The sequence below is a fragment of the Sphingobium fluminis genome (assembly GCF_037723805.1).
GTDB lineage: Bacteria > Pseudomonadota > Alphaproteobacteria > Sphingomonadales > Sphingomonadaceae > Sphingobium.
This window is the reverse complement of the sequence record NZ_JBBJUK010000002.1, coordinates 549,326-573,352: the sequence shown is the minus strand read 5'-3', so window position 1 is coordinate 573,352 and position 24,027 is coordinate 549,326. Positions and strand designations below refer to the sequence as shown.

23 protein-coding genes are annotated in these 24,027 nt (G+C 64.7%); 7 read left to right on the top strand and 16 right to left on the bottom strand.

The genetic code is table 11. From position 1 onward, the window contains the following. Window positions 1–153 precede the first annotated feature (153 nt). The gene (locus tag WG907_RS08955; protein WP_340232398.1) at window positions 154–1,062 is read left to right on the top strand and encodes an LLM class flavin-dependent oxidoreductase; all 909 of its coding nucleotides are present in this window, start codon (window positions 154–156) and stop codon (window positions 1,060–1,062) included. Between the two features lie 186 nt (window positions 1,063–1,248). Here WG907_RS08955 and WG907_RS08950 read toward each other — a convergent pair whose 3' ends face one another. The 6 genes from WG907_RS08950 to WG907_RS08925 form a co-directional block, all read right to left on the bottom strand. Then, window positions 1,249–1,458: a dodecin gene (locus WG907_RS08950; RefSeq protein ID WP_340232397.1), complete on the bottom strand. Its 210-nt coding sequence runs from the start codon at window positions 1,456–1,458 to the stop codon at window positions 1,249–1,251. Between the two features lie 306 nt (window positions 1,459–1,764). After that, window positions 1,765–3,177, bottom strand: coding sequence for a UdgX family uracil-DNA binding protein (locus WG907_RS08945; protein WP_340232498.1), 1,413 nt, complete (start codon window positions 3,175–3,177; stop codon window positions 1,765–1,767). Between the two features lie 4 nt (window positions 3,178–3,181). Beyond that, entirely contained in the window at window positions 3,182–3,646 is a 465-nt protein-coding gene (locus WG907_RS08940) for a hemerythrin domain-containing protein (RefSeq protein WP_340232396.1), read from the bottom strand. 60 nt (window positions 3,647–3,706) lie between these two features. After that, a complete protein-coding gene (locus WG907_RS08935) occupies window positions 3,707–4,063 on the bottom strand; it encodes a hypothetical protein (protein WP_340232395.1) in 357 nt (118 codons plus the stop codon). A 78-nt stretch (window positions 4,064–4,141) separates the two neighbouring features. Continuing rightward, window positions 4,142–5,383, bottom strand: coding sequence for a putative DNA modification/repair radical SAM protein (locus WG907_RS08930; protein WP_340232394.1), 1,242 nt, complete (start codon window positions 5,381–5,383; stop codon window positions 4,142–4,144). 44 nt (window positions 5,384–5,427) lie between these two features. Beyond that, window positions 5,428–7,302, bottom strand: coding sequence for a CHASE3 domain-containing protein (locus tag WG907_RS08925; RefSeq protein ID WP_340232393.1), 1,875 nt, complete (start codon window positions 7,300–7,302; stop codon window positions 5,428–5,430). A gap of 158 nt (window positions 7,303–7,460) precedes the next feature. Between WG907_RS08925 and WG907_RS08920 the strand changes: the two genes are divergently transcribed. Both WG907_RS08920 and WG907_RS08915 read left to right on the top strand, forming a co-directional pair. Next, the gene (locus tag WG907_RS08920) at window positions 7,461–8,471 is read left to right on the top strand and encodes an MlaD family protein (RefSeq protein WP_340232392.1); all 1,011 of its coding nucleotides are present in this window, start codon (window positions 7,461–7,463) and stop codon (window positions 8,469–8,471) included. After that, window positions 8,468–9,064, top strand: a complete 597-nt coding sequence (locus tag WG907_RS08915) for an ABC-type transport auxiliary lipoprotein family protein (protein WP_340232391.1) — start codon at window positions 8,468–8,470, stop codon at window positions 9,062–9,064. The genes WG907_RS08920 and WG907_RS08915 overlap by 4 nt, the downstream gene beginning before the upstream one ends. On the opposite strand, the gene WG907_RS08910 is transcribed toward WG907_RS08915, so the two are convergent. The 7 genes from WG907_RS08910 to WG907_RS08880 are packed head-to-tail and all read right to left on the bottom strand — an operon-like array spanning window position 9,022 to window position 17,208. Then, on the bottom strand, window positions 9,022–9,717 hold the full coding sequence (locus WG907_RS08910; protein ID WP_340232390.1) for an ATP-binding cassette domain-containing protein: 696 nt from the start codon (window positions 9,715–9,717) through the stop codon (window positions 9,022–9,024). The genes WG907_RS08915 and WG907_RS08910 overlap by 43 nt on opposite strands. Continuing rightward, window positions 9,714–10,472, bottom strand: a complete 759-nt coding sequence (locus WG907_RS08905) for an ABC transporter permease (protein ID WP_340232497.1) — start codon at window positions 10,470–10,472, stop codon at window positions 9,714–9,716. Before WG907_RS08905 ends, WG907_RS08910 begins: the two co-directional genes overlap by 4 nt. Then, window positions 10,469–12,601, bottom strand: a complete 2,133-nt coding sequence (locus WG907_RS08900) for a RyR domain-containing protein (RefSeq protein WP_340232389.1) — start codon at window positions 12,599–12,601, stop codon at window positions 10,469–10,471. Before WG907_RS08900 ends, WG907_RS08905 begins: the two co-directional genes overlap by 4 nt. A gap of 10 nt (window positions 12,602–12,611) precedes the next feature. Beyond that, window positions 12,612–14,165: a C1 family peptidase gene (locus WG907_RS08895; protein ID WP_340232388.1), complete on the bottom strand. Its 1,554-nt coding sequence runs from the start codon at window positions 14,163–14,165 to the stop codon at window positions 12,612–12,614. A 37-nt stretch (window positions 14,166–14,202) separates the two neighbouring features. Continuing rightward, entirely contained in the window at window positions 14,203–15,111 is a 909-nt protein-coding gene (locus WG907_RS08890; protein WP_340232387.1) for a hypothetical protein, read from the bottom strand. A 58-nt stretch (window positions 15,112–15,169) separates the two neighbouring features. Further along, entirely contained in the window at window positions 15,170–16,774 is a 1,605-nt protein-coding gene (locus tag WG907_RS08885; RefSeq protein ID WP_340232386.1) for an SUMF1/EgtB/PvdO family nonheme iron enzyme, read from the bottom strand. 41 nt (window positions 16,775–16,815) lie between these two features. Next, complete coding sequence (locus tag WG907_RS08880) at window positions 16,816–17,208, bottom strand: hypothetical protein (RefSeq protein WP_340232385.1); 393 nt, start codon at window positions 17,206–17,208, stop codon at window positions 16,816–16,818. A gap of 360 nt (window positions 17,209–17,568) precedes the next feature. On the opposite strand from WG907_RS08880, the gene WG907_RS08875 reads away from it, so the two are divergent. Beyond that, entirely contained in the window at window positions 17,569–19,239 is a 1,671-nt protein-coding gene (locus WG907_RS08875; protein WP_340232384.1) for a caspase family protein, read from the top strand. A 22-nt stretch (window positions 19,240–19,261) separates the two neighbouring features. On the opposite strand, the gene WG907_RS08870 is transcribed toward WG907_RS08875, so the two are convergent. Continuing rightward, window positions 19,262–19,945, bottom strand: coding sequence for a hypothetical protein (locus WG907_RS08870; RefSeq protein ID WP_340232383.1), 684 nt, complete (start codon window positions 19,943–19,945; stop codon window positions 19,262–19,264). On the opposite strand from WG907_RS08870, the gene WG907_RS08865 reads away from it, so the two are divergent. The 3 genes from WG907_RS08865 (at window position 19,944) to WG907_RS08855 (ending at window position 21,947) form a co-directional block, all read left to right on the top strand. Continuing rightward, window positions 19,944–20,885 carry a toll/interleukin-1 receptor domain-containing protein gene (locus WG907_RS08865; protein WP_340232382.1) on the top strand — a complete coding sequence of 314 codons (942 nt, stop codon included), beginning with the start codon at window positions 19,944–19,946 and terminating at the stop codon, window positions 20,883–20,885. The genes WG907_RS08870 and WG907_RS08865 overlap by 2 nt on opposite strands. A gap of 189 nt (window positions 20,886–21,074) precedes the next feature. Continuing rightward, on the top strand, window positions 21,075–21,281 hold the full coding sequence (gene rpsU / locus WG907_RS08860) for a 30S ribosomal protein S21 (RefSeq protein WP_184069128.1): 207 nt from the start codon (window positions 21,075–21,077) through the stop codon (window positions 21,279–21,281). A gap of 99 nt (window positions 21,282–21,380) precedes the next feature. Then, window positions 21,381–21,947, top strand: coding sequence for an FKBP-type peptidyl-prolyl cis-trans isomerase (locus WG907_RS08855; protein ID WP_340232381.1), 567 nt, complete (start codon window positions 21,381–21,383; stop codon window positions 21,945–21,947). A 55-nt stretch (window positions 21,948–22,002) separates the two neighbouring features. Here WG907_RS08855 and WG907_RS08850 read toward each other — a convergent pair whose 3' ends face one another. After that, a complete protein-coding gene (locus WG907_RS08850; RefSeq protein ID WP_340232380.1) occupies window positions 22,003–23,085 on the bottom strand; it encodes an AI-2E family transporter in 1,083 nt (360 codons plus the stop codon). Between the two features lie 19 nt (window positions 23,086–23,104). Then, window positions 23,105–23,998 (bottom strand): signal peptidase I, encoded by an 894-nt coding sequence (gene lepB, locus WG907_RS08845; RefSeq protein WP_340232379.1) that lies wholly within the window; start codon window positions 23,996–23,998, stop codon window positions 23,105–23,107. Between the last annotated feature and the right edge of the window lie 29 nt (window positions 23,999–24,027).

Genomic DNA, 24,027 nt, shown 5'->3' with positions numbered 1-24,027 from the left:
CGCCATGCCAGCGGAACGGCGACGCGGCAATGGTGCAGCGGTTGCGTCACGGCGATGCCGAGCGATGGTCAGCCGATAAGCAATGCTCTACGCACCTTCTCGATTTAAAGCCGCATACCTGCATTCAAGAGGTGGCTCTGCCAGGAGATTGAGATGAGGCAAATGCCGGGTATCACAACAGGCGTATCGTCGGTCATCGGCCATCGCCGGCGCATAATAGATTTCGCCAGCGAAGTGGAGCGCCGGGATTTTCCGCTGATTGCCACGCCGAGTTCAGGCGATTGCGTAGCGATGGCCCAGTCCATTCTGGAGGCAACGCGATCCATCGGGGTGATGGCTTCGGTGCAGCCTATCTATCACCGTGTTGCGGTCTCGCTGGCGGAAACCGGGGCGCATCTGCATGAACTCAGCGGCGGACGATTCCGGCTGGGGATCGGGGTCAGTCACGCACTGTCCCATCAGGTCTATCATGTCCAGCCGGGTCGGCCGCTTGAGGATTGCCGTGCCTATGTCGCCCAGATGCGAGCGGCCGTCGAGCGGACGGGGCCGCAAGCGCCGATCATCATGGCAGCGCTTAAGGACCGAATGTTCGACCTTGCCGTTGAAATCGCGGACGGCGTGTTCCCGTCCAGAGCGTGCAGGCTCCATCTTGCAAAACAGGTTGCGCGCATTCCCGCCGACCGTCGCGCGGCAGGCTTTTTCGTCGGCAATGCCATTCCGACCGTCATCGATGCCGATCCTGAGGTCGCGCTGCATGTCATGCGACAGAGCCAGGTTTTCTATATGGGACTGCCCAATTACCGCAATTATTGGCGGTCGGTCGGCTATGTCGAGGAAATGGATGCCGTCGAGGCTGCTTTGTCCAGCGGCGAGCATGACCGGATTCCGGCATTGTTGAGCGAAAATTGGCTCAGAAACGTCACGCTGTTCGGTACGCCATCCACTGTACGCGAGGGCGTAGAGGCCTATTTTGACATCGGGGTTTTGCCTGTCCTCAGCCCGGTCTTGAGGGACGCAAGCCCATCGGCCCATTATGAAAGTGTCTTGGCGCTTTATGACTAGGGCAGTGGGGAATTGGATTGATCTGAAGCCGTTCGTCCTGAGTGTACTTTCGACAAGCATAATGGCACTCAGGAACGGTTCTCGAAACGAACTGATATCCTTGCGATAAAAGAACGAACGGGTAAGCCGTGACTCACCCGTTCGAACGACACTGCCTGGGACCTGACCGACGCAGCGCCGCTTTGCTCAATCCGTCAAACCAAAGGCGATTTTCAGCACGACCTGGAACCGCTCGACCTTCTGGTCGGCAATGTTGCCGCGCGTTTCGACGACCTGAAACCACTGGAGATTATCGAGCGTCTCGCTCGCCTTGGCGATAGCGCCCTTGATGGCGTCGTCGATGCTCGTTTCGGACGTGCCGACGACTTCGATGACTTTCGCTACATGATTAGTCATATATCTCTCCAGTTGTTGAGCCGTTATCGGGTAGAGGAGCCTTAAATTCCTTTCGCCGCTATCCAGTTCCCGCCCTGGCAAAAATCGGCGCCGGTCGACGTCGACTTTTCCGGATCGAAAAGGCAATTTTATCGATCGTCTACAGACTGTCCTATAGGCGCATGCCAATGCTACACTTCGCGTCCGGCTCTTTGACCCCGTCCATATCCGCTTGGCGCTCGCTCACGCGACTTTCCGAATATTTCACCCTCACGCAACAAATGGGCGAAATATGCGGGAAATATGCGAAGTTAAGCCGCGCTGTTCCTATGCCAGCGCTTTCAGCCGCTGCCCCACCTGCCGCAGATCCTCGACGAACCGCGCCCGCTCTTCCGCTTTGCGGGCTTCGTCCGGCACGCGCAGCAAAAAGCTCGGATGCACCGTCACCCACGCTTCCGCGCCGCTCTCCAGCGCAATCGCTGTTCCTCGCGTCCGGCTGATCGTCACCGCCTTGCCCAGCAGCGCGCGCGCCGCCGTCACGCCCAGCGCCACGACGATGCGTGGCCGCACGAGGCCCAGTTCCTGGTCCAGCCACCAGCGACAGGCATTGATTTCGGGCGTCTCGGGCGTCTGGTGGATGCGGCGCTTGCCACGCAGTTCATGTTTGAAATGCTTGACCGCATTGGTGACGTAAGCGCGGCCGCGATCGATCCCGGCCTCCTCCAGCGCGCGGTCGAACAACTGGCCTGCGGGCCCCACGAAGGGTCGTCCGGCAAGATCCTCCTGATCGCCCGGCTGCTCGCCGATGAAGACCAGCGGCGCGTCGACCGGCCCTTCGCCGAACACGGTCCGGGTCGCATCGCGATAGAGCGGGCAGCGGGTGCAGCCCACCGCCTCCTCGCGCAATGCCGCCCACGCGCCCTGTGCATTGCCGGGCCGCGTGGCGGGCCTGATCCGGGGCGGCGTCGGCGGCGCCGCGATCATCGCCGCCTCCCGCGCCTGCGCGCCCGCGACCAGCTCTGGAATAAGCGCGGCCTCGGGCAGATTGCGCCAATATTTCTTAGGCATCTCCGACAGCATCGCCCCGGTCTTGAGGCGGGCAGGGTTGAAGATCGCGGCATAATAGCCCTTCCACACATCCTCGATCGGATCGCCGGCGGGCGCATCGCTGGCACTCGCGCCCGGCCCCTCGCTCAACGTCTCGCCATCCCAGTGGATGCTGATGTCAGGGGTCAGGATCGACCAGCGCATCGACGCGAACCGCCGCACGAAAAAGCCGGCATTGGCCCGCACGATATGATGCTCCGGCTCGAACCACGCAACGAAGCGCGGGCCGTCCGCATCCTGCATCTCGCGAAAGCGCACGAACGCCCGCATCTTGTGAATGTCCCGCCGCACCGCCTTGGCCAGCCCCTCGACCCGGCGGACCAGGGGGTCGGCCCGATCCTCCATCATCCCCGGCCGTTCGCGCAGCGCCACAAGCAACGCATAGAGCAGCGCGAACCGCTCCGGCTCGCGATGCAGGATCGCCATTTGCGCCAGCTCGACAAAGGCCTTGGGCACGGCAAAACCCGCCGTCTCCGCCGTTGCAGGTGGCCTGTCCTGTCCAAAAAGATCGGGCGCGTCGCCGCCCGCCTGCCAGACGATATCGGCGGGGCCGACGCCGGCCAGCGCCAGCCCCCGCGCTGCCGTCCGCCAGCCTTCGAAATCATCGGGGCCAGACAGCAGCGCGCAGTGCATCGGGTCAGCCCGCCTGTTCGGGGCGTTCCAGTTCATCGGGCTTGCGCTTGGCAAACAGCGCCGCGAGCTTCACCTCTTCCTCATCGGTCAGTTCCTTGGCCGCATCGGGGAACATCTCTTCCTCCTCCTCCTCGATATGGTGGAGGTAACGGTGCTTGAGCTTGTCGAAGGTCGTCCGCCATTCCGCAGCGGCGAATTCCAGTTCGCCCAGCTCCTCGAAATAATCGTCGATCTCCTTATGCTCCGACACGCTATGCTGCGCATCCTCGCGCAGGTCGGGCCGGGACAGCATCGTCGCGTACAGGGTCTCTTCTTCGGCGGCGGCGTGGGCGGTGACTTCGATCCTGAACTGCTCGAACAGCTTCTTCAGCCGGTCGGAGTCGCTCGCCGCCTCGTCCATCTTGGCGAACAGCTGCCGGTGCGCGTCATGATCCTGTTTCAGTCGATCGAAAATCGTGGCCTCGGCCATGCCTGTTCTCCTGTTGGCGAATGCAGGCAAAACGAGGCGGGCGGGGATTGGCTCCGGCGCTCAGCCGAAAAGCGCGTGAAAGATCATCGCGACCGGAATCCACAGCAATGCCCCGAGCAGGCTGCCGCACCATAGCTGGAGCACATCGCGGCGAAACCGAAGCCTCAACCCCTCGCGCGACAAACCGCTCCGGTCGAGCATGACCCAACGCCGTTCCAGGTGGCGCGCGACGATAGCGAAACCGCCAATGGCTATGATGATCCCCAGATGCAGGACCAGCGAGCCGCCCATCCTGCCGACGATGAAAATCTGCATCAGGCAGAACGACACCAGCGCCAGCGCCAAATGGGTGCTGATCCGCTTTGCAAATCCTGCCCGCTTCCCGCGGGTCGCGCTGTCATCGAACGACGTCGCCAAGCTTTTCGCTTCCTGTGTTGAAACTGCGCAACGGAATCTCACGAAGGGCCGCCGGGATCAACCCGCAACCGCGCGCGCTCAAGCGAAAAGATCGAGCTGTTCCGCCTTGGGCGCCAGACGCGTCCGCAGGTCCGCCCGATCCGCCATTTCCACCGGCCGCCAGTCGCTGGCGATCAGGAAGGGGCGCAGCTTGACGACCGAAGAACTGAGCCGCGCGACATCCTCCAGCCGCAATCGTCTATGCCGTCGACTGGTGATGATCCGTCCCACCGCCTTGACACCGAGACCCGGCACTTTCAGCAGCATTTCGCGCGGCGCGCGATTGACGTCGACAGGGAATATATCGCGATGGTTTAGCGCCCAGGCCAGCTTCGGGTCGATATCGAGCGGCAGGCAGCCCGACAGCGGATCGGTCGCGCTGGCGATGTCTGTCGCCGAATAGCCATAGAAGCGCATCATCCAGTCCGACTGATAAAGCCGATGTTCGCGCAGCAGGGGAGGGCGTTTGAGGGGCAGGACGGCGCTGGGGGACGGGATGGGCGAAAAGGCGCTGTAATAGACGCGCCGCAACCCGTGGCGATCATATAGGGAACTGGCGCGCGCGATGATCGCGCGGTCGTCTGCCCCGTCCGCGCCGACGATCATCTGGGTCGACTGTCCGGCGGGGGCAAAGCGGGGTGCGTGTTTGTACCGTTTGCGCGCGTCGCCCATATCCACGATGCTCGCCCGCGTTTGTGCCATCGCGCTTTCGATCCGCCCGCCATTCTTCTCCGGGGCCAGCGTCTTGAGCCCCTGTTCGGTCGGCAGCTCGACATTGATCGACAGCCGATCTGCGAACAGCCCCGCCTGCCGCGCCAGTTCAGGGTCGGCGTCGGGAATGGTCTTGAGGTGGATATAGCCGCGAAACCCATGGTCTTCGCGCAGAGCGCGCGCCACGGCGACCATCTGTTCCATCGTATAATCGGACGACCGGATGATCCCGGACGACAGAAACAGCCCCTCGATATAGTTGCGGCGATAGAAATCGAGCGTCAGGTCCACGACTTCGCGCACGGAAAAGCGCGCCCGGCGGACATCGCTCGACCGACGATTGATGCAATAATGGCAATCGAAGATGCAGCTGTTGGTCAACAGAATCTTGAGCAGGGATATGCATCGTCCGTCGGGCGCATAGGAATGGCAAATGCCCATCCCCTCTGTCGAGCCGATCCCCCCCTTGCGGCTGTCGCGCTTCGTTGTGCCGGACGACGCACAGGATGCGTCATATTTGGCCGCGTCGGCGAGGACGGTCAGCTTTTCACGAGTAGAGAGGGACGCCATTTGTTCATGATATGATCTTCATGACCACTCGTCTACAACTTCGATCATAGCGGGTCGGAAACCTGCGCCTCGTCCAGCACCTGCCGCACCTTGATCGCCAGCTGGTCCAGCGTGAACGGCTTGGCCAGGAAAGCGACGCCCGGGTCGAGCATCCCGTTATGGACGATCGCATTGCGCGTATAGCCTGTGGTGTAAAGCACCTTGAGGTCCGGCCGCCCCTCGCGCGCCCGGTCCGCCAGAACCTTGCCGGTGATGCCGGGCATGATGACGTCGGTGAACAACAGGTCGATGCGTGGCTGGATTGTCAGCAGGCCCAGCGCCTGTTCGCCGTCCGACGCCTGGACAATCGTATAGCCAAGCTCGCGCAGCGCATCGACCGACATGTGACGGACCCGGTCCTCATCCTCGACGACGAGGATGATTTCCTCGCCCTGCGCACGGGGCAGGCTGGCGACCGTCGGCGTGCTATAGCCGATGCCGGCCTCTTCGCCATAATGGCGCGGCAGATAGACTTTGATGATCGTGCCCTGTCCGGGCTCCGAATAGATTTTCACATGGCCGTTCGACTGTTTGACGAAGCCGAACACCTGGCTCAGGCCTAGGCCCGTGCCCTTGCCCACGCCCTTGGTAGTGAAAAATGGATCGAATGCGCGATCGACGACATCGGGGGGCATGCCGGTGCCGCTGTCCGAAACGGAAACGACGACATATTGCCCGGCCGACACTTCATTATGCGTAGCGGCATAGGCGTCGTCGAGATGGGCGTTGGCGGTCTCGATCGTCAGCCTGCCGCCGCCAGGCATCGCGTCCCGCGCGTTGACGCACAGGTTGATGATCGCGCTTTCCAGCTGCCCCGCATCGATGCTGGCACGCCACAGGCCACCTGCGAGCACGGTCTCGACCCGAACCCCTTCGCCGATGGTCCGGCGCAGCAGTTCGGACATGCCGCCGACCAGCTTATTCACGTCGGTCGGCTGCGGATCGAGCGGCTGCTGCCGGGAAAAGGCGAGTAATCGGGCCGTCAGTTGCGCCGCCCGCTGCGCGCCTTCCGCCGCATTGTCGATACCGGTCACGATCCGCGGGTCGCCGCCCGGAGTCAGTCTCCGGCGCGCCATGTCGAGCGAGCCAATGACGATCGCCAGCATATTGTTGAAATCATGGGCAATGCCGCCGGTCAGCTGGCCGATCGATTCCATCTTCTGCATCTGGCGCATTTGCGCCTCGGCGGCTTCGCGCTCGGTCGCCTCGGTTAGCAGCCGGCTATTGGCTTCGGCCAGTGCCTGCTGACTGGCGATCGCCTCCGCCATGCGCCGCCGTGCGGTCTGCAAGGCCATAAGGCCCAGAAGGATGATAAGCGCGGTACTGATCGCAAGGCCGATCGACACCATGTTGCTCAGCCTGCTTGCGGTCAGGCTGCGGTCGCGCAGCAATTGTTCCTCGCGCGCCTTCATCGCCGCGACATGGGCGCGCAACTGCGCCATCGCGACCAGGCCGGGACGAAATCCTTCCGGCGCGATGGTTTCGCCCCGCGCGCGGCGATCGACGCCGGCTTGCAGCAGGGCGAGGCGGCGGTCGATCATCTGCCCGAGCCGTTCGACGGCGCGCCGCTGCACATCATTGTCGCTCACATCCGCATGCAGCCGGGCCAGATCGGCGCGCCACCTCGATTTCGTGTCTTCGAACGGCGCGAGAAACGGCTGCTGCCGGGTCAGCATATAACCGCGCTGACCGCTCTCGGCGGCTTGGACGCTAGACAGAATGCCTGACAGACGGCTTTCGACCTGCAAGGTGTGATTGACCCAGCGGATGCCGTTCTGCTGGCTGACATATAGCCAGACGGTGCCGCCCACGGCGGCGATCACCACCCCGAAAGCAAGCAGGAGCATCAGCAGCGATCGTTCGGGACGAAGCCGGTACATGATGGCCTAATGAGCAAAAGTTCGGCGTCGGGCAAGCCTCTTATGCATCGGTTTTCACGCGCATTTCGGTGCCTGGGACAGAAGCTGATCTTCATCAAGGCCAAGGCTCTTGACAAGTGCGGCCGTCGGGGCTGTGGTCATGGCCGGGGGAACAGGCCATGACGCCGGATCCGAAGACGCAGATCAGATGGGGAGTAGGAACCGCGATCGTGGCCGTCGCGGTCGTCGCGGTGCTGGCGCTCGTGCCCGATCCCTTTTTCCAGCAGCGCGTCATCGCTACGACATTCGATGACGTCGCCGGGGTATCGCCGGGGGTTCAGGTCTATTTCAGGGGCGCGCCGATCGGCGAGGTCCGGTCGATCGATCTCGATGCCCCCAGTCGCACCTTTGCCGTGCGCCTTGGCGTTCAGCGCAAATGGCTGCCCTCGGCCTGCTCCTTCGCGACCGTGTCTTCGGCCAACCCCTTTACGTCACCGCATATTGAGCTGGTCGCGCTCGAAACCCCGGCGGCGCAGTGCATGCTCGCGCGCCGCGCCTATGGCTGCGAGTCCGTGCCAGGCGTGGCGGGGGCGGCCGATGCGCAGACCATAGCGGGGTGCCGCCGCCCCGCCGACCTGTTCGAAACGGCGTCGGCCGCCGTTGGCGAAGCCGCTGCCGTGGCCAAGGCGGCCAATGGCATGGCCCAGCGATTGCAGGCGATGCTTCAGGGCGGCGGTGGCAAGGGCGCGAGCGCCGTCGACATGGCGCAGGTCGCGCGCAACGCTACTCAAACGCTCGCCGCGCTCAATTCGCTCAGTGGCCAGCTCGACCGCAGCTTCGTGCCGGGCAAGGGCGACATCGCGCTGACCCTCGCCAATGTGCGCAAGGTGACGGGCCGCGCTTCCGAGGTCGACGTCGCCTCGCTCAACGGCATATTGCGCGAGACGCAGGCGCTGGTGGCGCAGAATCAGGCGAGCATTTCAGGCCTTCTTGCCGAGGGCAAGACCAGCGCGGGCGAAGTGCGCATGATACTGGAGGGCGCATCGGCTTCGCTGGTCGCGACGAGCGCCAATCTGGAACGCACGAGCGCCAGCCTGGGATCGCTCAGCGAGCGCCTCGCCGGCGATCCCACTTATGCGATCCGGGGACAGCGTTATGCCGATCCGCCCGCGCCCGGAGAGTCGAAATGAAGCATATCTGGTTGATGATCCTGCTCGCGCTGCCCGGTTGCGCGGCCCTGAAGGGTGGCGATCAGCCAGTCACAATGCGCCTTTCGCCGCATTTTGGCATTGCCACCGTTCGCCCGTCGCCGGCGCCGTCCCTGGTGGTTGCGCCGGTGCAGGCGCGCGGGATGACCGGCGCCTTGCGCTATGCCTATGTCGACGCCGCCGCGCCTGGCGAAATCCGGCAGGCGGCAACCTTGTTCTGGGAAGAACCGCCCCCGGCGGTGCTGGCCCGCGCACTCGTCGCCGGGCTGCGCGGCCGGTTCGCCACAGTGGCCGGACCCGATCTCGCGCTGGCGGCCGACCGGCGCGTGGTCGCGGTACTCGACCGCTTCGAAGAGGAGACGGGGGGCGGAGCGGCGCGCGCCATCGTCGCCTTCGACGTGACGCAGGTGGCGCAGGGTAAAGCGATCTGGGCCGGCCGCTACTGCGCGACCCGCCCGATCGGGTCGGCCAGCGGATCGGTGCGCGCTACGGCCTTCCGCGAAGCCGTCGAGCAGGCTGTCGCCGCCTTCGTTCAGGATGCCGCGACCGGCGCCGTCACCCCCGCGCCCTGCTGAACGAGCCGTCCGCGCTCCAGCCGATAGACGCTTTCGCACAACCGGCGGGCGAGGCCGGCATCCTGCGTCAGCAAAAGCAGCGACCGGCCCTGGGGTATGATGCGTCGCCTGACCTGTGCCTCCAGCCCCTCCGACCGGGCGAACGCGCCCTCGAACGGCTCGTCCAGGATCAGCAGGTCCGGATCGCGCGCAAAGGCGCGCGCCAGTTCGGCGCGCCGCCGCTCGCCCACCGACAGCGCGCCGGCCAGGACAGATGCATTCTGCTCCAGCCCGAACTCCATCAACAGCCGGTCGATCCGCCGCGCAGACCGCGTGTTGCGCACGGATGTGGCGCCCATGGCGAGGCGCATATTATCCTCGATGCTCAGATCGCCGAGCAGGGAGCCGCCCTGCATGACGAGGCCGCAGCGCGCGCGCAGCAGGCGGCGCTCCTCCTGATCGAGTATATCCAGCGCCTGATCCATCAGCTGTACCCTCCCGCTGGTCGGCGCGGTCAGCCCGATCGCGAGGCGCTGGACCCAGCTCTTGCCCGATCCGCTGTCGCCGACGATCGCGGTGCGCGCTCCCGTTTCCAGCGTCAGATCGAGCGCGTCGAACAGCCGCACCCCGCCGACCACGAGGCTGACCGCCTCGAAGCGGAGCAGCGCGCTCACAGCAGCGCCGTCCACAGCGCGGCGGCGGTGAATATGCCGAGCAGCCCGGCGGTGAAGGCGGTGGTCGCGCGCCTTCCGATATCGCCCGGTGATCGCACCGGTTTCGCGCCGATCGCGCTGCCGACCGCAAAGGCGATCAGCGTGTAAAGCAGCACTTTCGCCATGCCCGTCAGCATCGCGCTGGCGGCGGCATGAGAAAAGGCGAAGCCCATCCAGGCGCGCCAGGCGATATTGGCCGACAGGCGCAGCGGCAGGCCACAGGCGGTCAGCGCCACCAGCCCGGCAAGCAGCATGTGGATCGGCGTCGAGAGCATGACCGCGACGACCGATGGACCCAGCGCATGTTCCACCGGATCGCGTCCCAACGCCTCCAGCGCGTCGATCTCCCGGTTGAGCGACATCGCGCCGAGCCTTGACGACAGTTCGACCGAAATGCTGCCCGATGCGAACAGCCCGACCAGCAGCGGCACGACATCACGCACCAATGTGCCGGCGAGCATCGTCAATATCGGAATCTCGGCATTATAGACTGCAAGCAGGCGGCCCGCGCCAATCCCCGCGATCACGCCCGCCAGCGCGGCGAGCGGCAGCAAAGTGTATAAAGGCCCCCATATATAGAGTGGCACCGCCGCGCCCAGTTGCCGCGCGGCCAGCATGTCTCCGGCCACGATTCGCCGGGCCATGCCCCGCAACGCCCGAACGATCAGCCACGTGCCCGCACCCACACCGGCCAGCGCGCGCCGGGCGGCGCTCATCGCGCCCACGGCGCGCGCCGGATCGTCCCGTCGGCGTCCAGCACTATGGCGCGGGGATCGTCGCTTGTAGCGTGCATGACCATCAGGTCGGTGTCGGGTTCGGCCTCATTACCGATGGCCAGAACCCGGTCCGCGTCGCGGAACAGGTCGACGGCGGCGGCCTGTTCGTTCGCCGGCAGCGCATCGATGATCGATTGCGCATGGCCGCTGAGCGTCAGCCGGATCAGTTGCCCCTGCGCATGCAGGATGGTCAGTGCGGCCCGCGCCATCGAATCGGCGAAATCTCCCTGAAAGATCGCTACGCGATCGGGATAGTGGGTTGCCAGCGCCGACAGCAAGGGCGCCATGTCCGGCGACAAAGCGTCGCCGCCCGGCCGAAGCGCGAGGGTGAGCGTACGCAGCGCCCGCCTGCCGGTGGCGGCGAGCAACCGCGTCATGATCCGCACCTGCTCGCGATCCAGATCCTTGATCGCCTCGCTCAGATCGTCATAGGGCACGATGTCCGGGTGAATCCGCCGCCCATCGTCGCGCACCGGGCCATAGCTCCACCCCTGCACGAGCTTCGCCGCCATCCAGCGGTCATGCTCGGCGCGCGACATCTCCTCCAGTTCGGCCGCGTCCAGCGTCAGCGTCGGCCCCGACCCGTCCACCAGCCGCGCGCCTATATCGCGCAATTTCAGCTGATAACAGTCGGCGACCAGCCGGTTGTCGTCGCGAAAACTTTCGGCCAGATCCTCCCATTCCTGCATCGAAGCGCGCGCGCCGATCCGCTCACCCTCGGCAAAACGGCCCTCCAGATAAAAATCATGGATGGACCGCGCGAGCGCATCGTGGCGGTCCTGCAACAGCATGTCGGTGCCGGCCATGCCCGCCAGATCGCCGAAGTTGAAGATTCCAGCGCCCAGCCGCCGGTCATATACGCCGTCCATCCGCACATGAATCGGCGGTGCGGGTCGCGCAAGCGCCCGATAATGCGCGTCGATCGCCAGAGCGGTCGCGAGCGCGCGATCATCGTCGGGGTGATCGATCAGGATGGCGACCGGCTCGCCATGCCGGGCGACGAATGCGTCGATCAGGCCGGGGGCCAGTGCCGGCTCGCTGCGGGCTTCCTCGAACGATATCGGCGCCAGCGAGTCCGCCGCCGGGTGGCGCGAACGAAAGCCTGCCTCGATCTCGCGCGCACCCGTGGCAAGAATGAAGAAATCCGGCTTGCCGCCATCGCGATAATGGCCGCCCGCCAGCGACCGCAGGATGAACCGTTCGACCACCGGCGCAAAACCCAGGACCAATATCGTCCGCCTGGTCACGCCGCTGCGGCCGAACGCATCGATCGGCCGCGCGAGCGACAATTGCCGCGCCGCGATGTCCGGCAAGGACACCAGCCGGACCCGCGCAGTCTTGCGGTCACCCTGATCAAACCGCTGTTCGACGCTGCGCCGAAGATCCAGATCGTCGACGCGCAGCAATATGTCGATCGGATCGCCCGCCGGGCGCCTCGCTGCCGCCTGCGCGGACACGGCGGAGGCCAGCGCGATATTCGTGCGTGCGTCCCGGCTCAGCAACAGGACCGCGCGTGCCTTGTCGAGCGCGATCTGGTCGGCGGTGGCACCGACCTCCCCCTGTTCGACCTCGGCCGCACCCTCTTCGAGCGCGTCGGTCACCCAGGTAGCGCGGCGATCCTGCGGCCACAGCAGCACGCGCCGACCCCCGGAAAGCTCGCTCATGGCGGCTCGCCCGGCTAAGCCGCCTGCATCTCCTTCGTCACCAGCGATCACCACATGCTCGCCGCGCGCGCGGATCAGGGCGAGGCGGAACGGATTGCGCAATTGCTCCCATGCCAGCGCCACCGTCGACCAGAATGTCAGCAAGGGCAGTGCCCAGCGGGCGATCTGCAACGTCAGCGGCAGGTCGCGCCCCTCCAGCGCCTCGGGGAAATTGCCGACGATCAGGCGAATGGCGCGCAACGCGCTTTGTGCCAGCGTCATGGGGATATGCGCATCGGCAAAGGCCTGCGCGAAGCCGACGACGCCGAGCAGAAACGCTATCGCCATTGCCCCGAACCGCACGATCGGCGCGACCGGCGGCAGTCTCAGGCGGCCCCTGCGCCCCTTGCCGGGATGGCTGACCATGACGTCGCCGTCAGTTGCTGGTGTGCAGGCGGACGAAGGCTGCCGACACGCCGTCCGGGCTGGCTGCCAGCTTTGCCCGCAGTCGCGTCAGGAATTGCCGTTCGGTCCCGTTGATCACTTCGCCGTCAGCGAACAGCGGGCGCTGCGACGCCAGAGCCAGGATCAGTTCATGCCCATAGGGCGGGGCGACCGCATAGCGCTGCTCCGTCTTGTTAAGCCCGATGCTGATCTTGCGCGGGCCTTTACCATCCTTGTCGGGCTTACTGCGGTGCAACTCTACCGCACTGCCATCCGCTTGAAGATAGATGATGCTCATATAGGGGCGATCGGCGGTGGTGGTCGCCGTGACGCCGAATATGTCATTATCCTTCATTTCGACCGGGTCGCCCGGCCGGACCTCGCCCGTTTGCGTCAGCGCCGCGATTTTCGTGCCCGGCCGCGCGAGCGGACCCGCCAGTGTCAGCGCCGCCTCGCATTGCGGCCAGGGCAGATATTTGACGTCCCATCGGGTCGCCGGATCGGCTTTCAGCGCCAGATCGCGAAGCGCGGCGACGGCATTGCTGTCGCCGGAAAAGCCCGTAATGGTCTGTCCGCTGCGCGAGGGCGTCACCGTCACCGCGCCGCAGGGCAGCGTCGCCAGGGCTTCGGTGAAGCGCTGCGCATCCGTTTTGGGCGGCGAGGGCGGACCGGCGGTCGGCGCGGGCGCCAGCGGCGCTTCGAGCGAATAGGCTTCGCCTGCCAGCAGCTTGAAGGTAGGATAGTCGATCCAGGCATAGCCCTTGTCGCCCCAGATAGGCCCCCAGCTGTTCATGATGCGCAGCGCCTGACGGTCTTCATCATAACCGACGATCGCCATGGCGTGAAAATTGGCGGCTGGCTTTTCGGCGCGATGATAGACGCCATCGCCGCGGAAGGCCTTGAAGTCGGCCGCCACCGGCATGGCAAAGATCACCGGTGCGCCGCGTGCGAGCGCGCCCTTGATGTCATCGAGGATGATCGGCGTGCGCCAGTCGTCCTTGGTCTCCCGGTCGATCGCGCGCCAGTCGAGCAGGCGATAGTCGCCCGCCTTCGCGCGCAACGCGTCGGCGGCGGGGATCGCACATTTGGTCATGTCGTCGGGGAAATCGGCGAGCGTGACGGAGCCCTCATTCTTCAGCAGATTGAGCGCCTGGACGATGGTGATCGTCCCCGCGCAGGGCGTCCCGGGCTTGCGCAGCCGGTTATAGACATAGGCGGGGCTCATCTGCTCCGACGGCTTGTCGGGCTGCACATTCTTGTCGCGGAAATTGAGGAAGGTGCGCGCCGCATAGGTCGTGGCCCAGGCGACGCAATTGGGCTGCGGGCCTTGCGATCCGGGCGGGGGATAGGTGCCGGACAGATCGATGCGCTTGGGCAGATAGGCGCGGAACCGCCCCTGTTTGGGCAGTTTGGCATAATCCTGGGGTGAAACGGGCTCGGCGCCGGTCATGAAAACCGGCTCCTGCGTCATTTGCGATTGCGCGACCAGCGCCGCCGGCAGCGCCAGCAGCAACGGGAAAGCCCATATGACCAAGCGACGCGCCATGCCCGTTTCCCCTCAAATAGTCTGTGCTTTGATCTTTTTAGAACCGATAGCCCAGCGTCAGCGTTACTGCGTCATAATCGAAGTCATGCGAAAAACTGCTCGTCCCATGGGTGTAGAGCAGGCCGATCCGCATCTGTTCGAAACGGTTCTTTTGCTCTGCCTCGCGCGTGCGAACGCCGACGCTGATCCCCGCCTCATGCACATTCTCGTATGACTGCGGGTCGTCGGTCAGCTTGGTCCACACATAGCTCATGCGCAGCGAACCCTGGCGGCCGCCGAACATCCGCCCCTTGAACGGCAGCTGATAGGCAAGGCCGTTGCGGAAGGTGAAGACATTTTCCTTGAGATAGAAGCCCGGCTTGCGGCCAAGCCCGATATCGGTCGTCGTCGACCATGCGACCATGTTGCCGATCGTCAGGTCGCCCCGGCCAACCTGCGCGATCTTGTAGCGGCTCGTCGCCGATACCGTCAGGATTTCGCTGCTGGTCGAACCGAAAAACGGGCCGGCATCGGTGATGCCATAAGCGACGCGCGGCGTGATGAACCAGTTGGGCTGGACCGGCAGTTCGACCCCGGTCGACAGCGTGCCCATCGTCGCCGTCTTGCCATTATTGACATGCAGGAAGTTGAGCACCGGCTCCACCAGCACGCGGGCGCGACTGCCTTCGAACGGACGGAACGCCTTTTGATAGCGCAGGTCGTAACGCTGGCCTTCCTGGCCGGCCGATCCCCAATAGCTGAACGCACCGCCGATCGTATCGGCATCGCCCGGCGCTTCGGCGCTGTCGGCGTCGTCGTCATCCAGCTGATTAAGGTCGAGAGCGGTGTTGACGGCGATATGTTGCAGGCTGTTGGGGCTGCCTACGGTCGCAAGATAAGGCGCGGCGCCGGCAACGGACGGCACTGCCGCCAGCAGCACCGCGGAAACGGAAAAAATTCTCTTCATGATATCACCCTTTTACTGTCTTCTACTTATCGCTTATTTCGACCGGCGCTCCTGTTTGTCAGGACGCACCGCCGATTTCGTCCGCTTCCAGATCGCGCACGACCCGCAAGCCCGCGTCCTGCCGTCTTTTATTGGGCGCGATCGTGAGCCGGTTGGCCGAGCGCAATTCGTCGGGCGCGCTCTGGAAGGAGCCGCCGCGAATGGTCCGCGACCGGCAGGAGGTGTCGGTACAGCCGGACGTCCATTCCCATACATTGCCCTGCATCTGGTTGAGGCCGAAGGCATTGGCCGGATAGCCGTTCACCACTTCGGGATAGCCACGATAGGGCGCGGTTTCAGAGCCGCGATAGCTTGCCGTATGATCATAATTGGCGAGCGCGGGACTGATGTCGTCGCCCCACGGGAACGCCGTCTGCGCGCCCGCGCGGCTCGCATATTCCCATTCCTGATCGGTGGGAAGGCGATAGGCGCGACCCGACTGAACCGAAATCCATGCGAGAAACGCCTGCGCGTCCTCATAGCTGATATCGGTAGCGGGGATCAGCGGGTTGGGATTTTCCTTGGCCCAGTTGCCCAGTTTCGGACAGGCATTGTCGCGCACACAGGCGCTCCATTCGGCGATGGTGACTTCATATACGCCCATGGCGAAGGGATGATCGATGCGAACATCAGCCTGCACCGGCTCGTCGCCGCCCCGCCCGGCTTCGGTGCGGGGCGAACCGAACGGGGTCGCGCCGGCGGGGATGGGGCGCATCCAGGGGCAATTGGCGCAGTCATAGAATCGATCCCCGGACGTCCGGTCGCAGGAGATGAAGCAGGGCGGCGCGCCTTGCAGCCCATAGTCGAAGGTCGGTTTCTGAAAATTCTTGCCCGACGACAGGGCGACGCGATCGGACACGCGCTTGAGCGCGTCGGCGATATTCTGCTGCGGCCGGCGGATTTCTTCGGCCAGCACCTTGGAAAATATCCCGTCATCGAAGGCGAACTGGTCTGCGCTGGTCGAAAAGGCGACCAGATAACCCTGATCGGGCCGGATCGCGGCGGCAGGGGCGCGGACCATGCGGCGCAGGCCCTTGCTGCCCGCCAGCTCGCCGACGGCGGCTTGCGCAACGCCGGTCTGTTCGGCGATGACCTGGGTCAGCGAAGGCGGCGGCGCGGACAGTATGTTGCGGCACATGTCGAGCACGATCAGCACGGTCTTCGCACCCGACCCCAGCAGGTTGCGGGTCAGCGTGGCGCGCGTAAGGGTGGCGCTTTCGGCGGTGACGTCGCGGCCCGCGTCCACGGGGAGCAGCATGACATCGCCATAGCTGCCGAGCGCCGCCCCATGGCCCGAGAAATAGAGCGTTCCAAATGCTTTGGGACCCGCAGCCGCCAGCTTCTCGCGGAATCGCGCGATCGCCTCCAGCATGGCCGTACGCGTCAGGTCGCGCCGTACCTGCACCGGCCCGGCGCCCGAAGCGTCGACGAAGCCGGTCGCATTGAGCGCCGTCGCGATCTTGTCGCCATCGGTATAGGTCGAAGGCAGCTTGTCGAACGACTGATAACCGCCATTGACGATAACCAGCGCGAGGCGCGGCTCTTCTGCCGCCCGCGCCGGATTCCCGCTCATTGCCAGTATCAGGGCCAGCAGCAGCGCGATCGCATATTGCCGAAGGGTCAAGGCACGGCCAGGCTTCCGCCTGAAATGCACAAAGGCGCTGCTCATCGACCGGCCTGGCGCGGTATGAACTCCAGCTGCGTCACCACCTGGTCGATCGAATCGACATGCAGGACTGCGTCATATTTGCGCGCCGCCTTATAAGGCTCGGCCGGGCCGCCGCCAAAGATCCGAGTCAGAAAATCGCCAAATCCACGGCCTTTCTGACAATAGGGCGCGACGGTGATCATGCCGCCGCTCTTCTGGATTTCGTTCAGCCATGCACCCAGCGGCGCCGGCGCTTCATTGCTGACCGGATAGGGCGTTTCCAGGTCGATCGCCACGGCGCGTCCGCCCCGCAGCTTGCCCCGCATCAGCCGGTCGAAACCGGCAGGATCGGCGAAGCGCAGGGCCGGCTTCGCGATGGGCCGGTCGCAGGGTTTCAGAACCGAGGGCATCAAGGCCGGTTTGGCGGCAGGCGCCGGCACAGGCCTGATTGCGTTGGCCGACGGCGCGGGGACCGGCGTCTGTTGCTGCTTTGCAACGGGATCGGGCGAAGGGGTTTCAGCCGCTATAATTCGTACGCCGCGGCCGCTTGCGCCGCCGGTCTGATCCCCGGCAGGGGGCGAACCGGTGCCTGACTGCGCCCGGACGCACGGCGCGGTCGCCATCAAAAACGTTAGGGATACAATAGCTAGCAGGTGTCGCTGGATTGTCATCTGTCCGCCCCGAGTCACGATATAGTTATTGCTCATCCAAGGCTTATCAGATTATGGGTTGATGATTGTTCAGGCAACAAAAAAGCGTGGGAGAACCATATGTCGAAGTGGCAGCGTGGTCTCTGGGTCACAGTATTGACAGCGTTTGTCACAATATTCCTTGACCCAGGTTATGCGCGTGCGGAGACGCGGGCGTTGCTGGTCGGGTCGTGGAAGTTCCATTCCAGCCTCATCATGGATTTGGCGGGCCCGGAAAACGACCTCGCAGCCATGGAAACGCTCATCCGCGGCCAGGGAGCGACCGATGTGACCGTCCTGCGCAACGACGGCGTCAGTCGCACCGCTGTCGAGACCGCGCTGCACGCCCTCGGCCTGCGCGCCAAGCCCGGGGACTGGATCTTTCTCTACTATACCGGCCATGGCGCTCTTGCCGAGGCCACGGTCAAGGGAACGCGCGACGGCGATACCGACCAGTTTCTTCCGCTTCCCGGCTTCGATCCGGACCATGAGGATCCCGAACGTTACATCGTCGACAAGGATTTCTACAATTGGCTCGCGCGCTATGTCCCACGCGACGTTCAGGTGTTGATGATGGCTGACGCCTGCCATTCGGGCACGATGCACCGCTCGGTCGATCCGCGCGCCATGGGCATGACACCGCGTCTGACGCTCGCGGGCCGCAATGTCGCCCTGACCTCCCGTCCCGCACCGCGTTTCGCCAGCGTGCTGGCCAGCGCTGACAATGCCGGCATCGCGGCAACGCGCGAAGACCTGCCTAACCTCTTTTACCTGAGTGCCGCCAAGGACGATCAGGTGGCCTGGGAAAATGCGCTGCCGGCCGAAGGCGCGCCCTCGCGCGGTTTCCTGACATGGTCCTTCGAGCAGGGGATGACCACGGTAGGCGCGAACGGAAAGACGTGGGCGGCCGACCAGAATGGGGACGGGGTCGTTTCGGTGGGCGAACTTGGCGCGTATCTCAATGTTCAGGTGCGCGCGCTCAGCGGCCAGCGACAGGAAAGCAATCTGGTCATCCCGGCGGGTCGCGATGGGCAAGGCATTTTCGCGACCGTGCTGCCATCCCCCCGGCCACCCGCGCCACCGCTTCTCCCCGGTCTCTATGTCGCTGACATCAAGGCGCGCGCGGCCGTGACCGGCGACTTTCCCTGGCGGGTCCTGACCGACGGCAAGGGCGCCGATTTCGTCTGGGACGCGGGCAAGCAGGTCATGCTGCGTCGGACGGGCGACATGGTCGCGCAAAATGTCAAAACCCTGTCGCAGGTGCGCGGCGTGATGGACAATTGGGCGGCGATGGAAGCGTTGCGCCCGCTTTTGTCCGAACAGCAGGCGCGCGTCATGATCGGGCCGCTGGAAAATGGCGCGCGTTACGCCTCGGGCGCACCGGTGACATTGGCGCTCGGTTCGTCATCCGCCCCGGCTGGACCAGGGAGGGAGCGGTTCGCGACCATATTCAACGTGGCTTCCGATGGAACCGTGCAACGGCTTTATCCGACCGTCCCGGCGGATGGGAACGGGAAGCTCCAGCCGGGGCAGACGCTGCCGATCCTCGAAAGTCAGGTGATCGCGCCCTATGGCACCGATCATGTCATCGCGCTCATCACCCCGCATCCTCCCGAAGAATTCCGGCTGATGTTGCGCACGGCGGAAAATCAACGCTCGGTCGGCCGTCTCGTCGCGCCGATCAAGGATTTGCTGGCGGCATCGCCGGGACAGGCGAGCCTGTCGATCGGCGAACTCTACACGGGGAACTGATCCGATGCCGGCGGCACATGCGCTAATTGCTCAATATGACCGTCCGGCTCCTCGACGCGCTCTTGTTGCCGATGTCGACGCGGTAACTGCCCGACGCACGCGGCGTCACCGCGCAGACCGGCGCATAATCGGCATTATCGTCGAGGCACAGCTGCTTGCCCGACACGTCGGTCAGGCGGATATACATGCTCGTGCCGATATCGCCGATCGCGCCGATGCGCAGCGGCTCGCCGCCCTTGGCCGTGACGTTGAAGCGATAGGCATTGCGCGGATTGACGTCGAGCACGCGGCGCACCAGCCCCTTGCCGAACGCCGACGCCATCACGCCCCGGCCCGAAGCCGATTGCGACAGGCGGATCTGCAACAGCAATGTCTGGTCATCGCGCGCAAGCGCCTTTGCCTCCGCGAACAGCCCGTCCGGCGAGAAACTTGCCTCCCCGGAAGCACTGCCTTCGCCCTCGGTCACCGGCACCTGCTTGAGCATCCGCGCGGCGGTCAGCATCGCATAGGGATCGCGCTCGCGCCGGGCGAAGTCGGCGACCTGTCGCGCGGCGATCGCCTGCGCGAAGAGATCGGCCGAACCGGGGGTGAGCGCCGCGGGTTGCGGTGGGGCGGCCGTGCCGGTCTGGGCTTGCGCGACGCCGCTGGTGGGACTGCCCGCTGCCATGCCGGCCATCAGGCTTGCGACTAGGATAGTGCGCTTCATGTCAAACCCTCTCGGCAAGATATTTTCCGCTCCTGTGGATACAGCCGCGGCGTTGGGAAAGCCAGTCCTGTCTGGCGGCGTGGAGCTGGCAGGATTCGCGCAAAAACAATTGACTAACCTTGTCGGCGGCGCGGGCACCGGACGCTTTGCCGCGTTCATCAGTTACAGCCATTCGGACATCGCCTTCGCGCGCTGGCTCCATCGCGCGATCGAGACATATCGCGTGCCCAAGGCGCTCGTCGGAACGACCGGGGATCGTGGCCCCGTTCCCGCGCGGCTTCGCCCGGTGTTCCGCGACGAAGACGAACTGCCCGGCGCGTCCGAGCTTGGGCCCAAGCTCGAAGGGGCGCTGGCGCGATCGGATGCGCTGATCGTGCTGTGTTCGCCCGCCTCGGCCCGCTCGGTCTGGGTCGACAAGGAAATCCGTACCTTCAAACGGCTCAATCCTGATGCGCCGGTCTTTGCGGTCATCACCTCGGGGAAGCCCGGCGATGTCGATCAGGAATGTTTTCCCCGGCCGCTGCTCTTTGCGCTCGATTCGGCGGGCGAGCTCGATCTCGGCCAGCCGCTCGAACCGCTCGCGCCCGACCTTCAGAAAAACGACCGGCGAATCGTCAAGCTCAAGCTGATCGCGGGCTTGCTGGGCACATCCTATGCCGCCCTGTTCCGCCGGGACCAGCGAAGGGCGCGACGAATCGCGGCGGCCCTGGGCGCCTTCGCTTTCTTCCTGATCCTTGTCCTGACCGGCCTGTCGATCGCGGCGGTCACTTATGCGCGCATGGCGGTGCAACAGCGCAACGAGGCGCAGGCGGCGCGCAAGCTGGCGGAAGAGAATGCCGACAAGGCGGAACGACGCGCCTGGCTGGCGCAGACCGCCGCGCAGGAAGTGCGCAGACAGGCGGACCTGCTCGGTCAGAATGGCGGCGACTGTGCCAGATAGCGTTTCGCGTGCTCGCCGGTGCGCGTTGCGGCTTTTGGGTTGAACTTGGCCGACTCTGCTGGTAGGGCGCGCCCCACACGGCGTAGGGTGACCTGCGACGACTCATCTTTATATTGTCGGGTGACCCGTCGGGCAGGGGTATTGATCTCCCGGCGAACCGCCCGTTTTCGACTGGAGATTAACTGGCTTATGCAGATCATCGTTCGCGACAACAATGTCGACCAGGCCTTGCGCGCGCTCAAGAAGAAGTTGCAGCGCGAAGGCGTGTATCGCGAAATGAAGCTGCGCCGTCATTACGAGAAGCCATCGGAAAAGCGCGCGCGTGAAAAGGCGGCTGCTATCCGCCGCGCGCGCAAGCTGGAGCGCAAGCGCGCCGAGCGCGACGGCGTTCGTTAAGAAGCGCGCCGGGGCGCTTGCCGCTCGGGCTGTCGAGCTTGCGAACGTCATCGTCCCGCCTGCTGACCTTATCCGACCTTCCAATCGAGGCGCCTAGCCATGTCCACGACGGCCGTTCCCCTTCGACCCATCGCCAGGGGGTCGCTGACTCGCCTCTGGATCGGCGTTGCCGCCGTGGCGCTCGCCGCCGGCGGCCTGGCCTGGGCGGGACAGCGCGGCGTCGAGCCGTCGCCGGCGAGTTTCCTTGCGCATAACGCCAGGGAAGCCGGTGTCGTCACGACCGCGTCGGGCCTTCAGTACAAGGTGCTTCAGGACGGCGCGGGTCCCAATCCGACGTCCAGCGATGTCGCGCTCGTCGGGTATAAGGGCACGCTGCTCGACGGCACGACCTTCGATGAAAATCCGCAGACGGCCATGCCCATCGACGGCGTGGTCCCCGGCTTTTCCGAAGGTCTGCAAAAGATGAAGAAGGGCGGCAAATATCGCCTGTGGATTCCGCCGCAGCTTGGCTATGGCGAACAGGCCGCTGGCCCCATCCCGGCGAATGCGGTGCTGGTGTTCGATGTTCTGCTGCACGATTTCAAGTCGAAGGCGGATATCATGCGGATGCAGCAGATGATGCAACAGCAACAGGGCGGCGCGCCGGCACCCATGCCCGGCCGCTAAGCCTTCTCGTTGTCGCAAATGAAAAGGGCCCGATGATGGGCCCTTTTTTTATCCGTCAGCCGGTCGATTGAGTCACAATTATGCTTCCGCGCTCTGCCTCAAGCGCTTTCGAGCGCTCCTCCAGATAGACCTTGATCATTGCGACGATCGGGTCGGCGAGGAACAATCCCATGATCCCGAACAGCGCACCGAACAGGATCTGCGCGCCCAGCACCAGCGCGGGCGCCAGATCGGTCGCGCGCTTGGCCACCATCGGCACGATCAGATAGCCATCGACGATCTGTACCACCAGATAGACGCCGAGCGCGTAGAGGCCGATGCTGGTGCCGCCTGAAAAGCCGACCAGAATGATAAGCACGCCCGAAATGATGGCCCCGATATTGGGCAGGAAGGCGAAGAGTCCGGTCAGTATGCCGAGCAGCGCGGCCATCGGCACGCCGCCTGCCCAGAGCAGCAGCCAGACGCCGACACCCTCCACCGCCATGCCGATCAGCCGGCCGAACATCAGCCGTCGCAGCGTCCATCCCATGCGGTCGGCGACGGCATAGAAGCTGACGCGTTTGTTCATCGGCAGCATCCAGGCAACGCCGCGTTCGTACAGCTTGGGTTCGACCGCGATGAAGATCGCCAGCACCAGCATCATGACGCTGCTCGTGATGATGCCCACGACCGTGCCGACAGCGGCGGTCACCCGCCCGAGCGAACTCATCGCCTGGGTCGCGAGGTTCTTGAAATCCTCCGGCGTGGTGGAGACGCCCAGCCGCTGAAGCCAGCCACCGATGCGGGTCACCTGAGTCTCGACGATGACGCGCATCGCCTGGGCTTGCGCGGCGAGGCTCGATCCGGTCAGGTAGAATGTGTAGACGAGGAAGGCGAGCACCGCGAGCAGGACGATCGTCAGCCGCCATCCCCGGCCGATCGGCGCGATTCGCCCGACCAGACGCGTGCCGCCATCCATCATCGTCGCCAGCACCAGCGCGGCCATGATCAGCAGGATCGGCTGAGCCAGCAGGACCACCAGCGCAACGGCTATGCCGAGCGCGATCCACACGCCCGCGCGCTTCATCTCATGCGCTACGAGCGCGCTGTGCAACTCGCTGGGGCCGGGTTCCTCGATATGCGTCTGCCTGTCGTTCACCCGTGCCTCGCTTGGAAATTTATTTCGGCGGTGTAACGCTGGCCGGGCGCAGGCTGTTCCCCGCGCGCGCGCCACGCAGCGAATGGAACCAGCTCAGCGGATTCCAGCCGGCATCGCCATCGAGCGAGAAGGTGATGAATTCCGCCCGCCCGCCGATAGCTTCCCAGGGCACCGGGCCGCCGAGGCCATTTTCCTCCAGCGGCGCGCGGCTGTCGGCGCTGTTGTCGCGATTGTCGCCCATCAGGAAGACATGATTTTCAGGGACGCGCACCGGACCATACCAGTCGAGCTGGCTCGGGCCCATGTCGATCGTCAGATAGGTTTTGCCATTGGGCAGCACCTCCTGCCTGATCGGCAGTTCGCACACCTCCCTGCCGTCCGCGTCCGTGACGCGCGCGCCCGGAAATTGGGTCGCCGGGCAGGGGGCGTTGCCGTCTACCGGGATGCGAAGCGGCTTAAGGGTCTTTTGCGGCACCGCGACGCCGTTCAGAATGACTTGGCCGGCGCGCACTTCCACTATGTCTCCCGGCAGGCCGATCACCCGCTTGATATAATCTTCGCGCCGGTTCTGCGGCGACACGATGACGATGTCGCCCCGATCGGGCAGATGCCCGAACAGCCGACCCTTCAGGAAGGGCAGGGGGTGAAAGCTGGGCGACACATAGGACCAGCCATAGGGAAATTTGCTCACGACCAGCCGGTCGCCTTTCAGCAAAACCGGCATCATCGATTCGCTGGGGATATAGAATGGCTTGGCGACGAAGCTGTGGAACGCCAGCACCGCCAGGATCAGCAGGACGATGCTCCTCGTCTCCTGCACCCAGTTGACCTGCTGCTTCGCGAGTTGCGCGGCGGCGAGCGCATCCGGATTTTCGACGGGGGCAGGATGATCGGTCATATCGGCTGCTGCCATGGGCCAATGCCCGCTGTCGAAGGGCGGGC